We start from the raw sequence: 13,346 nt of genomic DNA, 5'->3' as shown, positions 1-13,346 counted from the left end.
TTCTTTTTTATTTATCCTCTCCAAATAGCTTTGTCAACAACGCTTTTATTTCTGGTATTTCTCTGTATAAATTCCATATCAACCCTGATCGTGCGTTTTCGATACAAACGGCGATAGCCGCTTGGTTTGTAGCAAAATATTCATCCGACACATCGTTGTTTCGCAAATCAAGCCACGCGCGGAATCCATATTCTGTAAAAAAGTTTTCACCATAGTTATCATACAATGCGAGCACAGCCTTTTTCCCTTCTTCATTCAACATAAACATCGAGGATGGTGCGATAGCGGGGTTGATGCGATAGCTTCCTACGCTATCCATACGTTGATAAAACCCCCATATATCGGAATTGGTTGACCCTACTCCGATTTCGTTATCTCGGCGTTTCCGTACTTTAATATAATTGCGTATTGCGTCTTCATAATCGATATTTCCGTCGCTTAACAATTTAGGGTGTATCGTGAAAAATGGTTTGTATAAATCCAATAAAGTTGATCCCGAAAAGCCAAACAGAAGGTGTTCTCCATACATAATGGTATCTTGAAACACCGAGACTCTATTGGCTATATGTTCCGATCTGTTCCCAAGGGGGTCAATGGCAAATCGGAAGCTTCGCATGAGAGTTGAAATCGTGTCTCTTGCAAGGCTATCCATCTTATTATAATCCGATGAGTAAGTTAAATCGATATTTTTAATGCCATTTTCGTAAGCAGAAAGTGGGATCGCATATTTCGGAGCACTCATCGCCAACAAGTACGCATTGATGGATTCGTTTATCCCACCAAGGGTCGGATAGCGCTGGGAGGAATCCGCTACTGATATTTTTTCTACCAGCACGTCGCTATATCCTTCCGCTACTAATTGATTCCATTTAATATTTTCCCAAAGTGCAGTTATCCGTTTCCGCATATCCGTTTCGGTTTCGTTATCCTCTGAAAAATATTGACGCGCCACGAGTAACGCTTCTATTATAGATGACGTTGCTAACACATCGTAAGTTGCTTCATTATTACGATGTTCGGGCAAGCCTGTACGTCCGTCAAAATACGCTGGAAAGATGCCTAAATGGTTCTGTGCTTTCGCGAGAAAATAAACAATACGGGAAATACGTCCTACAGCTAGAGATCTATTAATGCGTTCTTTTTCTACGCCAACAATTAAGCTTAATATGGCATTCCCACTTTCCTTAACTGATACAACGGCACGCTCTTTCATACGGAATGGCAGATACATACCACTATTGATATCGTAGTTCTCTGCGAAATAATTGACATGTGCTCCTTGCACCAAATCCAATAATTCTGTTTCATTCAGCTTTTTCGTCTTCACTTCCTTTACTGCAGAAAACGGTGATTCCTCATAATTATAGTCGACCCATGCGATTTTATAATAATATGTTTTGCCAAGGTCATCGACATAGTCTAAACAGCCTTGCATCGAAGTTGGACGTATACCGACTGCACGGAAATCTTTGCTGTCCTCTGATCGATATATTTTGATATAACGGATGGAGGGTGTCAATGGCAATTGCCATTGCAAATGAACCTGCTTATCATATGCCACAGCAGACGATAGGATGGCGGGTGAAGAGAGTTTTACTTGCGAAGCACCCTTGGAAAGAAACTCCACCTGGTCAATAAACAGATAATGTATTACGTCATCTGGTCCATTTTGAGCAAAGCGCAACGTAGTAATAGATTCTTTGATATGCAAGTTCTTAAAATCACCTATTGGAATCCGCACATCTATCCACTTGTTATAGTCGAGATTCTTTATATAAGATCCCAATTCCAATTGGTTTGTTTCTGAATGTTTTTGCCGAATACTTATTTTAGGTAGATTATTCGCTTTTGTATTTACGGACTTGATAAATAATTTAAACACGAGGTAGTCAGAACGATCAATCTGATAATTGAGTTTCTGACGGCTATACTGCAGATCGACTTGCCAGTCGCCATCCACAGCCGACTTATATTGTAAAGAGAGTGAATTGCCGGGCGTGAAGAACAATGTATCAGACACCAATAGATGATGATTCAAGTTCTCAACCCAGGAGTGTCCCTCATAATTCACCTTACTTTTGGCGTAAACACCTTTCACCAAACTGTTGTCAAAGACAACTTCGGGATAGGTATCGGCATATCCGTTTTTCGATGCGCCGATCATACTAGCTAGTATAAGAACAAACAAATAGAGTTGCTTCATAACAAATATTGATCTTCGACAAAAATAAGCAAATATTGAACCATTTAACTATTCTCCATGTTTTAAAAGCTTTGGTAAGAAAAATATTACGCACATTTTTAGATGGTTAGCATTAGTTACATCAAAAAGCGTAAAAATAATTTTTGTAATAAGATTTTCTCTCTATATTTGCATCGTCACAAGCGAAAGTAGCTCAGTTGGTAGAGCACAACCTTGCCAAGGTTGGGGTCGCGAGTTCGAATCTCGTCTTTCGCTCAGTTGCCTAGGTGGTGGAACTGGTAGACACGCAGGACTTAAAATCCTGTTCCCGTTAAGGGAGTGCGGGTTCGATTCCCGCCCTAGGTACTTCAAACCCTTGATAACATATTGTTATTCAAGGGTTTCTATTTTTACGGGGTGTAAAAAAGATGTAAAAATTTGTGAGAAATTATTTTAAAAAACTGAATTATAGATAGGTGTTTTGTAACAAATAAAATATGGGTTCGAATACCTCCCGATTCACAAAACCACCTGTGAATCATACATTTACAAATTTAACACCCAAAATTACGCACAATAATTTTGGGTGTTTTATTAAACCTCCTTTTTAATATTTTTTTGACAAATATAAATGTCAAGGGAAAATTGTGAAATAACTTATTTATGCCTCTTTACGAATAATTTTTGATAATATCAGGAGTTAGTTCTGTGATTTTTGTACTTATATTTTCAAAATGATTTATAAGGTATAACAAGTTATTGATATTTATAGGAATCGATAAATCTGACATTGCAATTTTTTTCAAGACATCTTCCCTGTCAATTTTTAGAATGGCTTTCCCAATTTGAATATCACTATCGAAAATTTCAGCAAGCTCCATTTTTAACGGTATTAGTGCGGGCAGACTGGTATCCACTGTAATGGAAAGTGCCTCCCGACTGAAATCGTCTATGACGTTCAATGTACGTATCGTTTTTCCGCTGGCCAGCGTGTCGTGCATGAAATCAAGGCTCCAGGTGATGTTCGGTCCGATAGGACAGAGTAAAGGTGCTTTTACTCGTGCCGGAAGACGTTTCTTGCGCTTGTTGCGCAGATTAAGCCTCATAGATGTATAAATACGATAGACACGTTTATGGTTCCACATATATTGTAACTTTCTGAGCCGGTGATACATCATCCAGAATCCCCATGTACGGTGGAGTTCGGCCAGCTTGGAAAGCTGCTCGATGACCTCTGTATCATCTTTACGCGTTGAACGGTAATAAAATACAGATGTACTCAGGCAGAATATTGCACAGGCCTGCCGCAGGCTCATCCCGAAATATTCGCGGGCATAACCTACAAGCTCACGCTTTTCGGCAGGCCCTAGAGCTTTTTTTCGATAACGTCTTTTAAAACCGTGATCTGTAATGTCTGCTCGGCAACAATCTTTTTGTACTGCGCCAACTCTTTTTCCATTTCTCGGAGCTGCTTGAGCTGGGAAACCTCCATGCCAGAATATTTGCTCTTCCAAGAATAGAATGTTCCTTGACTAATGCCATGCTCTCGACAAATGTCCGAAACCGATTGTCCCGACTCCTGTTGCGATAAAATCTTGATGATCTGTGATTCGCTGAACTTACTTTTTTTCATTGTCCCTAAATTATAAAACTACATTAATAATCGTAGCTAATTCTAGGGAAGATTACATTATCTCATATACAATATCAATAATACAATTTTCTGCAATGTTTGGTAAAGTGAATTTGCTCAGGTTTACGAATTCATTCACTTTTTCGTGAAAGACAGCTCCTTTATCCATCTCGACCGTATGTATTTTCCCATCAATATAATGTATATATCCTTTAACTTCGCTCACCGTCTCGAATTTATTTCCAATTTTATAGAGAGGAATAACATAGTTAGCTTGATCAAATCCTTCTTTATCTAAAATTTTAATCCGTACGCCATAACGGTGTATGACCCGCAACTCTCTTTCACTTTCATCCACCTGGATGTCAGATCGCCCCTTTTCCAATATAACCACAGCATGTGAAGTGGAATCCACTATAGGAGAATTAGGTATTTCAAAATCGCGAAAAGAAATTGCTGATAACTCATTCGTTTGAGCATGTGTATGAAAGAAAAACACTTGAAAAATCCAGACAAGAGTAAGAAATCTGTACATCATAATTAGGTTATTTTTGCAGTGAATATAGCTAAAAAAATAATATCTCTAAAATAGATGCACTATTTTTCGCTAATAACGATTCTTTTTTTATCGCCCGATGAACTCGAGACGAAAAGTAGAATGGAATTCACTCCCTTAGACGTCACTCCTCTGTATCGGCAAACCTACCGAACGACCAGCCCAAAGCCGTAGTACGAGACCAACATACCTCCTCGTCAACAAATCTGAATCTTCGATCGAAATGGCGGCCTAGTTATTCTCAAATCGCGCGTAAAGCTTACTAATGCGAAATAATACCGCCTGTATGTCACGACTTTGCAAAAACATTCCTGTCTGTAGTAGAGCCTGCTTACTTCCTGTGTTATCGCGGCGAATGATATTTAACTGATTTTCGAAATTCACATTAATATAATCCCGGATCTGGTTGCGTCTTGCACGCAGCTTATCTATATCCGGCCCCTGATCTTTGTTCAGTTCTTCCGTTATCTGCTCAAAGAACCCGTGCATCATCACGTTCAACGTATCTACGATTGAAGTAAACTTAGGATGCAGTGGTTGATGCAGATTCTCAAAATATTGAAGGCTCTCCGTACTCAATGAGTTGGCCGATTGAATCAAGTCCTGCAAAAGATCCGTGCTATGAACGACAACACCCGAGGTTTTTTGATCGACGGTATTCAACTCCCGGATTGCCCGAAGGCTCTTTCGCTTCAGCTTAGTCGTATACTTGTTCAACTCTTTGAGTTCCATACTAGCTTTTTTTAGTAAATGTACGTCATTATTACTGATGCCATTGAGAATCTGATTATACATCTGAGCCAGATCGATCAAGAAACTGATTGCCATTTTCTTGCTACGTATATACACATCCAAATCCTCAACGTCTAGCAGACTGAGCTTACTTCTTTCGCTCTGTGCTTTTTTCTCTTTCTTTGCAAAGCTAATATGTGAAATGATCACGTAGGTAACTACGACCCCCATTAGTATCAGAGCCCCCGCTATACCGCCTTTATATATAATCAGAGCAAAAATAGCAGAAACACTAAATGCGATTAACGCCGTGATAAACCACCCGCCGACCACACTTAGCACACCGGTTACCCGATATACGGCCGATTCACGTCCCCAGGCTTTGTCAGCTAGCGAAGTTCCCATTGCTACCATAAAAGTCACATAGGTTGTAGAAAGTGGCAGTTTTTTTGAAGTCGCCCAAGCGATAAGCAAACTGGCCAAAATTAGGTTTGTGGAAGCTCGGACAAGATCAAACGCTGGTGCATCGCCAGCAACTTGTGTCGCCTGCCGGAGCTTTTCTTTCTCAAAACTGATATCGTAGCGTCGCTTTATATTTCTGGGCACAAATGCTGAAAAAATATTCCCCAATAAGAATGAAGTACGGACCACGCTCCTTGACACGGCGTTGGGTGTAAATTTATCGTCTTCCTCATCATTATGACTGCCGAGATTAACCTCAGTTTCTGTCACTTTCCGTGCTTTGGAACTGAGCCAAATTGTACCGGCCATTACCAACCCAGCGATAGCCAACATATAGGGTGGTACTATAATATCGCTACTTGCTAGAAATGTTTGATAAAATTGGTCTGCAGCTATTCCGCTTCCGATCCAATTTTGATATGCCATCAACCCAGAAATGGGTACTCCGATAAAGTTTACCAAATCATTCCCTGCAAATGCCATTGCTAGAGAGAAAGTTCCCGCCAAGACGACGATCTTTAGTGGATTGATCCTAAAGAATCGTTGCAGAACAATGCACAAGAGGGTAAAAAATACGAAAATACCGAGGAGTACAACAAGGGTATTGTCGAGAATCCAAGAAATGAAACCTGAATCGGACAAAGTGGTTCCTGACATCCCTTTAATTAACAGAAAGTAGACAATTGAGGTAATTCCCAAGCCCGAAAACGGCGCACCGAACTGAGCTAATCGAGTTTTATACTGAAACGAAAATACCATTCGGCACAAGTATTGGATAAGAATCCCTGCGGTGAAGGCTATAAAAATCGAAAGGAAAATACCCGAAACGATGGAGAAGGTACTCTCTATATTGATATACTGCAAGCTTGCCGAGATCGGCTCATTTTTTTCAATGGTAAGCAGGAGACCTACCATCCAAGCTGCGCCAAGCAGTTCAAAGACAATCGATACAGTAGTCGAGGTGGGCAAACCGAGCGTATTGAAAATGTCCAATAGCACGATGTCCGTCAGCATAACGGCTAGAAAGATCCATAGAACCTTATCGAACGTAAAATATTCTGGATGGAAAATCCCTTTTCGCGCGATTTCCATCATACCACTTGAGAAAAATGCACCTATCAAGATACCAAGCGCCGCTAAGGTAATAATGGTACGGAAGGAGGCAACCCGGCTCCCAATTGCTGAATTTAGAAAATTTACAGCATCGTTACTAACTCCAACGATCAAATCGCCGATTGCTAGAATAAGTAGCACAACCACCAAAAAAAGAAACCAGTCCATACTATTTCAGATTAAGTTGCAAACTTGTATATTTTTCACCAATTTACTGTTTATTTTAGGTTAAAAAATTATTAAGTATATGTTATTTAAATATAAAGCAGCTATACCATCCAGATCGAACCCTGCGGGTTCTCATCCCATCAGTAGCAAAATAAAAACGCATTAGAATAAAAAAAAGCTCCAACCTTTTTGATTGAAGCTTCGCGGAGAGTGAGGGATTGGTTCAGCCCCGCAAGCCCCATACTCAGCCTTGAACCCTCTTCGAGTCGAACCCTGCGGGTTCTCATCCCATCAGTAGCAAAATAAAAACGCATTAGAATAAAAAAAGCTCCAACCTTTTTGATTGAAGCTCTGCGGAGAGTGAGGGATTCGAACCCCCGAACCTGTGACAGTTAACGGTTTTCAAGACCGCCGCATTCGACCACTCTGCCAACTCTCCGCGACAAAAGTACAAATTTTATCTTTCATGCAAAATTTTATTTCAAATTTCCAATGGACAGCTAATAGTTTGTTAAACAGCATACCTTCTCCTGTCGAGAAAGCCCAGTATCGACAAGCATCTATGACCGATTCGATTTGCTTAAAACGCCTTTTTGATATAAACGCAAACAAAAAATTTATCTAAAAAAAATATACCTTTGATGTGCAATAAGTTAGTTTAACCTTTACAAAAAATAATCATTTTATTTTGCAAAATAAGCGCAATTGCCTACTTTTGTTGCACCGAAAGGAGCGCCAATAGCTCAGCTGGATAGAGCAACGGTTTTCTAAACCGTCGGTCTCAGGTTCGAATCCTGATTGGCGTACTTAAGAAGCCTGCAATCATTTGATTAGCAGGCTTCTTATTTTTTTAGAGCATGGAATGAGCTGGGTAAGCTGATTATCTGTAACCAGTGATTCTTCAGGAATTAGAACACTTCTTTTCGATAAGCATATAAATAATTTAGTTGAATTAGGAAATGGTACATAGAAAAAGCCGCAGTCTATTTAAGAACTGCGGCTTTCGCACTTGTTTACTTACCTAATTTAACTTTTTATTTCGCTTGGTTCGCACGTATGATATTCAGTGCTCCACCAGCCTTAAACCATTCAATCTGTTGTGCATTGTACGTATGGTTAACTAGGATACTATCCTGCGAACCATCTGCATGGTGCAAAACAAGTGTCAATGGCTTTCCAGGTGCAAATTCTGTTAAACCAATGATATCAATGGTATCATCTTCTTGGATTTTATCGTAATCGTCCTTATTGTCGAACGTCAATCCCAACATACCTTGTTTTTTCAAGTTAGTTTCGTGGATACGGGCAAAAGATTTAACCAAGACGGCACGTACGCCGAGATGACGAGGTTCCATCGCCGCATGTTCGCGAGAGGATCCTTCACCATAATTCTCATCGCCAACCACGATCGAACCAATTCCAGCAGCTTTATAGGCACGCTGTGTAGCCGGTACTGCCGCATATTCTTCAGTCAATTGATTCTTAACAAAGTCTGTTTTATCATTAAAGAAATTGACCGCACCGATAAGCATGTTATTGGATATATTATCCAAATGTCCTCGATATTTCAACCAAGGACCTGCCATCGATATGTGGTCAGTAGTACATTTGCCCTTTGCTTTTATTAACAGTTTCAATCCAGTTAAATCTGTACCTTCCCACGCAGGGAACGGTTCTAATAATTGCAAGCGATCAGACGTAGGAGATACATCTACCGTTACCGAGGAACCGTCTACCGCTGGTGCTTGATAACCTGGGTCTTCAACATCAAAACCTTTTGATGGCAATTCATCACCCGTTGGTGGATCCAATTTCACCTGCTCACCGTTTTTATTGACCAACGTATCTGTAACCGGATTGAATCCTAGATTCCCAGAAATGGCAATAGCCGCCACCATCTCTGGAGAAGTTACAAAAGCATATGTGTTAGGGTTACCATCAGCACGTTTCGCAAAGTTTCTATTAAACGAATGCACAATAGTATTCTTCTCTTGCTTATCTGCTCCTGCACGATCCCACATACCGATACAAGGACCACAAGCGTTCGTGAAGATCGTAGCATTTAAATCTTCGAACGTTTTTAACAAACCATCACGATCTGCCGTATAACGCACTTGTTCAGAGCCCGGATTAATACCAAATTCAGCCTTGGTAACCAAGCCTTTATCGATAGCCTGTTTAGCAATAGAAGCAGCGCGTGATAAATCCTCATAAGAAGAGTTTGTACAAGAACCAATTAATCCCCACTCTACTTTTAATGGCCAACCGTTCTTTTCTGCTTCTTCACGCATACGTGAAACAGGTGTGTACAAATCCGGCGTGAATGGTCCATTCAAGGACGGTTCTAATTCTGACAAATTAATTTCAATCAACTGATCGAAATATTGCTCTGGATCAGCGTAAACTTCAGGATCTGCTGTGAGGTGTTGTTTAATGGCATTTGCCGCATCCGCTACATCTGCCCTTCCGGTAGATCTTAAATAACGTTCCATAGAAGCGTCATAACCGAAAGTTGACGTCGTCGCCCCAATTTCTGCTCCCATGTTACAGATAGTGCCTTTACCTGTACATGATAGAGATTCAGCTCCTTCTCCAAAATACTCTACAATAGCTCCAGTACCGCCTTTCACTGTCAAAATACCGGCTACTTTTAGAATAACATCTTTTGGTGCAACCCATCCCGATAACTTACCGGTTAATTTAACACCGATTAATTTAGGGAATTTAAGCTCCCATGGCAAACCTGCCATGACATCACATGCATCAGCTCCACCAACACCGATAGCTACCATACCTAAACCGCCAGCATTCACCGTATGGGAGTCAGTTCCAATCATCATTCCCCCGGGGAAAGCATAATTTTCTAACACCACTTGGTGAATAATACCTGCTCCAGGCTTCCAAAAACCTATACCATATTTATTTGATACAGAAGATAAGAAATTAAATACTTCCGAACTTTCGTTTTTCGCACGCGTCAAATCCTGTTCTGCTCCGTCCCTTGCTTGAATCAAGTGGTCACAGTGAACGGTTGAAGGCACAGCCACTTTTGGGCGTCCAGCTTGCATAAATTGCAATAAAGCCATTTGTGCCGTAGCATCTTGCATGGCGACACGATCCGGAGCAAAGTCCACATAAGAAGCACCCCGCTCATAAGCTTCGGTTGCATTTCCTGCCCATAGGTGAGCATACAAAATTTTCTCAGCAAGAGTTAAAGGTTTATTAACCACTTGACGTGCAGCGGCAATGCGCTCGTCATATTGGCTATAAACCTTTTTAATCATTTCTATATCAAAAGCCATTTATTTAATAATTATTTGATGTACTGTGTTTAAAACTAAATCGGTTGCCCAATTTTTTGATTTAGGGCAAAAATACAAAAAGAATAGGTTTTAAATACCTTTAAACCAATTCAAACCCTAATTTGGAATAAATCCAAACAACTTAAATCTTGGTTGTTATTGGCAAGACGTTTTTTAACTGGCGAACGGCTTCTGTGGGGTCTTCAGCGCCAAAAACGCTGCTTCCTGCAACCAACACATCAGCCCCCGCTTCTAGTAGTTTTGCAGCATTTTTTGTACCTACTCCCCCATCAATTTCTATTAATAGGGAATCGTTTACTCCTTCAGATACATCTCTGAGTTCCTTTATCTTCGCATAAGTCTGCTCAATAAATTTCTGCCCCCCAAAACCCGGATTAACTGACATGATGCACACCAAATCTATATCTCGGATGACGTCTTTCAGCAAACTCACCGGTGTATGTGGGTTCAATGCCACACCTGCTTTACACCCAAGTTCTTTAATCGCAGCCAATGTACGATGAAGATGTGTACATGCCTCATAATGTACGGTAATAATAGATGCTCCCGAATTTTTGCACGTTTCTAAATAACGATCCGGATCTACAATCATCAAATGCACATCTAACGGTTTTGTGGCATATTTAGCGATAGCCTGCATAACTGGAAAACCAAACGAGATGTTCGGAACAAATACACCATCCATAATATCGATGTGAAACCAATCCGCTTCGCTCTTGTTTACGACCTGGATATCATGGTAGAGGTTCGCAAAATCAGCTGCCAGAACAGAGGGGGCTATCAGATGTTTTGTTATAGGCATATTCTTTTATATATTTTTTGCAAAGATACAGAAGTTTGAGGCTATTATGCGAGGAAATTCGTATTTTGATCCTTTAAACGATTGCTCAATAAATAGTACATTTGTTGTAAATTATATTGACAGGATAAAACAATAAGCAAGTGGCAAAACTTAAGATCAATTACCTTCGCGACAAGAATCAAAACAATTCTCTTATAGTGAAATCGGCTATGATCATTTTGGCGATTGTATTGATTTGTATTTTTTTACCGAAGCAACCACGCTTTCAATACGAATTTGAAAAAGGTAAAATATGGAATCATGAGAACCTAGTATCTCCCTACAATTTTGCCATTTTAAAAACACAGGAAGAGCTTAACAGAGATAGAGAACAGATACTTAAGACAGTTCAACCCATCTATAATTTAAACGCGAGTGCTAGCAAAGAACAAATCGACCAGTTCAACACCGACATTGCGGAGAAATGGCAAATAGCAAATATGGATTCGGTATCCAGTCAGGATATGGCAACATATCAATCCGTGGGGAATGCACTTCTTAATTACATTTACAATCGGGGCGTTATTTCGTTGAACAACCGTTATCAAAACAAGGGAATAGATGCTGAACAGGTGGACAAAGCACAGAGTCAGTATAATTTTACGCTGATTCAAGACAATGTTGCTCAACAAAAAAACACGGCTGATATTTTTACGATTGAATCCGCTAATCAGTATATAGAAAACAACATTTCCAAGAATATCAAAATAGATCAAAAAACATGGTTAGTGGAAACGTTGAAGAACTATGTAACCATTAACTATATTTTCAACGAAAACCTAACGAACAAAGCGGAACAGAATGCTTTGACTAATATTTCCACTACTCGAGGAATGGTGCAAAAGGGAGAGCTTATCGCCGAAAAAGATAAAATCATCAGTAACGAAACTTACCAAAAATTAGCTTCTTTACGTAAGGTATTTGAAGATGAAGCTCGTATTAGTGGTAACCAAGGATATGTTATGCTCGGCCAATTTGTGGTCATTTCGATGTGTGTATCTCTTCTGATGGTATTCCTGTATTTTTTCCGATCGACGATCTTTGGGAGCAATAGATTATTATTTATTATTCTAATTGTCATTGTATGTATGCTCGGTGTGTTGTCTTGGGCCATTAACATGAAAATTCCGAATCTCTATTATATACCTTATTGTAGTGTTCCTATTATCTTTAGGGTGTTATTTGATACCCGAGTGGCACTGAACATACATCTATTAATGGTCTTATTGGCGGCACTGTTTGTGCCAAATAGTTTTGAATTTGTCTTTTTACAATTCGTGACAGGTATGGTTGCTATTTATAGCATCAGAACTTTAGTCAAGCGGGAGCAATTTTTGGTATCTTCCCTTATTATCTTAGGCACGTATATCACAGCCTATGTAGGTCTAGTATTGACCCGTAACGGGTCGATAAGTTCCATTTATTGGATAGATGTAATACCGTTTGTCGTTAGCGTCGGTTTAACGCTACTAGCATACCCCTTAATATATGCATTCGAACGCTTATTTGGTATCGTTTCCGATCTTACTTTAATGGAATTGACGAATAGCAACTCCCGTTTGCTGAGGGAACTTTCCTTAAAAGCGCCCGGGACTTTTCAACATTCACTGCAGGTAGCCAATCTGGCGGAAGCCGCTATCTACAAGATCGGAGGAAATCCGTTGCTAATCCGCGCAGGAGCTCTATATCATGATATCGGCAAAATGTCGAACCCTCTGTTTTTTATAGAAAATCAAAAGACAGACACCAATCCCCATGCAGAGCTTACTCCCGAACAGTCTGCACAAGTCATTATATCACACGTGCATAAAGGCATTGAGATGGCAAAAAAAAACCAGCTTCCTGAAGTTATTATTGACTTTATACGTACACATCACGGTACGACACGGGTTGATTACTTCTATAATCTGGCTATTAAGAATAATCCAGATAAACTGGTAGACGAAAGCATTTTCAAGTATCCAGGGCCGGTGCCCTTCTCGAAAGAAACGGCTGTACTGATGATTGCCGACTCGGTGGAGGCAGCTTCTAGAGCGTTGAAAGAACCGACAGAAGAATCTATCAACAACCTGGTGGACAAGATAGTGGAGTATAAGATCACCCAGCGTCAATTTATCAATTCGAATATTACCATGCGTGATATCACAGAGGTGTCTGATATTTTTAAATCTATGCTGAAAAGCATTTATCACGTGAGAATTGACTATGATGTCAATAAAAAAACCGGCATAGCGACAAGTGGAATAAAAAATTAAATTGAGTGTCAGATGTTTATTCTTTTTTGGCAAAAAAACCGTTTTAAAGCTTTGCGGATTGGAATATTTGCTTTATGTTTG

Annotated in this window: 8 protein-coding genes and 4 tRNA genes; 4 read left to right on the top strand and 8 right to left on the bottom strand. The window is 39.9% G+C overall.

The window, feature by feature from the left end; all coding sequences use genetic code 11:
- Positions 1-7: 7 nt before the first annotated feature.
- Positions 8-2,203, bottom strand: coding sequence for a glucoamylase family protein (locus G5B43_RS00425; protein ID WP_240904680.1), 2,196 nt, complete (start codon positions 2,201-2,203; stop codon positions 8-10).
- 182 nt (positions 2,204-2,385) lie between these two features.
- On the opposite strand from G5B43_RS00425, the gene G5B43_RS00420 reads away from it, so the two are divergent.
- Positions 2,386-2,458 (top strand) — tRNA-Gly (locus G5B43_RS00420).
- A gap of 5 nt (positions 2,459-2,463) precedes the next feature.
- Positions 2,464-2,548 (top strand) — tRNA-Leu (locus G5B43_RS00415).
- Positions 2,549-2,853: 305 nt separating this feature from the next.
- On the opposite strand, the gene G5B43_RS19305 is transcribed toward G5B43_RS00415, so the two are convergent.
- The 5 genes from G5B43_RS19305 to G5B43_RS00395 all read right to left on the bottom strand — a co-directional run bounded on the left by G5B43_RS19305 (position 2,854) and on the right by G5B43_RS00395 (position 7,285).
- Positions 2,854-3,498, bottom strand: a complete 645-nt coding sequence (locus G5B43_RS19305) for an IS3 family transposase (RefSeq protein ID WP_410528474.1) — start codon at positions 3,496-3,498, stop codon at positions 2,854-2,856.
- Between the two features lie 50 nt (positions 3,499-3,548).
- Positions 3,549-3,815 carry an IS66 family insertion sequence element accessory protein TnpA gene (gene tnpA / locus G5B43_RS19650; RefSeq protein ID WP_165292753.1) on the bottom strand — a complete coding sequence of 89 codons (267 nt, stop codon included), beginning with the start codon at positions 3,813-3,815 and terminating at the stop codon, positions 3,549-3,551.
- A 52-nt stretch (positions 3,816-3,867) separates the two neighbouring features.
- Complete coding sequence (locus tag G5B43_RS00405) at positions 3,868-4,353, bottom strand: hypothetical protein (protein ID WP_165292752.1); 486 nt, start codon at positions 4,351-4,353, stop codon at positions 3,868-3,870.
- Between the two features lie 249 nt (positions 4,354-4,602).
- On the bottom strand, positions 4,603-6,846 hold the full coding sequence (locus tag G5B43_RS00400; protein WP_165292751.1) for an inorganic phosphate transporter: 2,244 nt from the start codon (positions 6,844-6,846) through the stop codon (positions 4,603-4,605).
- Between the two features lie 354 nt (positions 6,847-7,200).
- Positions 7,201-7,285, bottom strand: a tRNA-Ser gene (locus G5B43_RS00395).
- Positions 7,286-7,578: 293 nt separating this feature from the next.
- On the opposite strand from G5B43_RS00395, the gene G5B43_RS00390 reads away from it, so the two are divergent.
- Positions 7,579-7,652: transfer RNA gene (locus tag G5B43_RS00390), tRNA-Arg, on the top strand.
- A gap of 228 nt (positions 7,653-7,880) precedes the next feature.
- Here the strand turns inward: G5B43_RS00390 and G5B43_RS00385 are convergent.
- Positions 7,881-10,148, bottom strand: coding sequence for an aconitate hydratase (locus tag G5B43_RS00385; RefSeq protein WP_165292750.1), 2,268 nt, complete (start codon positions 10,146-10,148; stop codon positions 7,881-7,883).
- Positions 10,149-10,290: 142 nt separating this feature from the next.
- Positions 10,291-10,971, bottom strand: a complete 681-nt coding sequence (gene rpe, locus G5B43_RS00380) for a ribulose-phosphate 3-epimerase (RefSeq protein WP_165292749.1) — start codon at positions 10,969-10,971, stop codon at positions 10,291-10,293.
- A 140-nt stretch (positions 10,972-11,111) separates the two neighbouring features.
- Between rpe and G5B43_RS00375 the strand changes: the two genes are divergently transcribed.
- A complete protein-coding gene (locus G5B43_RS00375; protein ID WP_165292748.1) occupies positions 11,112-13,265 on the top strand; it encodes an HD family phosphohydrolase in 2,154 nt (717 codons plus the stop codon).
- Positions 13,266-13,346 lie beyond the last annotated feature (81 nt).

Origin of the sequence: Sphingobacterium sp. SGR-19, assembly GCF_011043555.1 — a bacterium.
GTDB lineage: Bacteria > Bacteroidota > Bacteroidia > Sphingobacteriales > Sphingobacteriaceae > Sphingobacterium.
This window is presented reverse-complemented; position numbering and strand designations above follow the sequence as displayed.

What these genes read in the sequence shown, in the direction of transcription:
- G5B43_RS00425 (WP_240904680.1), bottom strand. Translation starts at nt 2,203, where the DNA reads ATGAAGCAACTCTATTTGTTTGTTCTTATACTAGCTAGTATGATCGGC.
- G5B43_RS19305 (WP_410528474.1), bottom strand. Translation starts at nt 3,498, where the DNA reads ATGAGCCTGCGGCAGGCCTGTGCAATATTCTGCCTGAGTACATCTGTA.
- tnpA (WP_165292753.1), bottom strand. Translation starts at nt 3,815, where the DNA reads ATGAAAAAAAGTAAGTTCAGCGAATCACAGATCATCAAGATTTTATCG.
- G5B43_RS00405 (WP_165292752.1), bottom strand. Translation starts at nt 4,353, where the DNA reads ATGATGTACAGATTTCTTACTCTTGTCTGGATTTTTCAAGTGTTTTTC.
- G5B43_RS00400 (WP_165292751.1), bottom strand. Translation starts at nt 6,846, where the DNA reads ATGGACTGGTTTCTTTTTTTGGTGGTTGTGCTACTTATTCTAGCAATC.
- G5B43_RS00385 (WP_165292750.1), bottom strand. Translation starts at nt 10,148, where the DNA reads ATGGCTTTTGATATAGAAATGATTAAAAAGGTTTATAGCCAATATGAC.
- rpe (WP_165292749.1), bottom strand. Translation starts at nt 10,971, where the DNA reads ATGCCTATAACAAAACATCTGATAGCCCCCTCTGTTCTGGCAGCTGAT.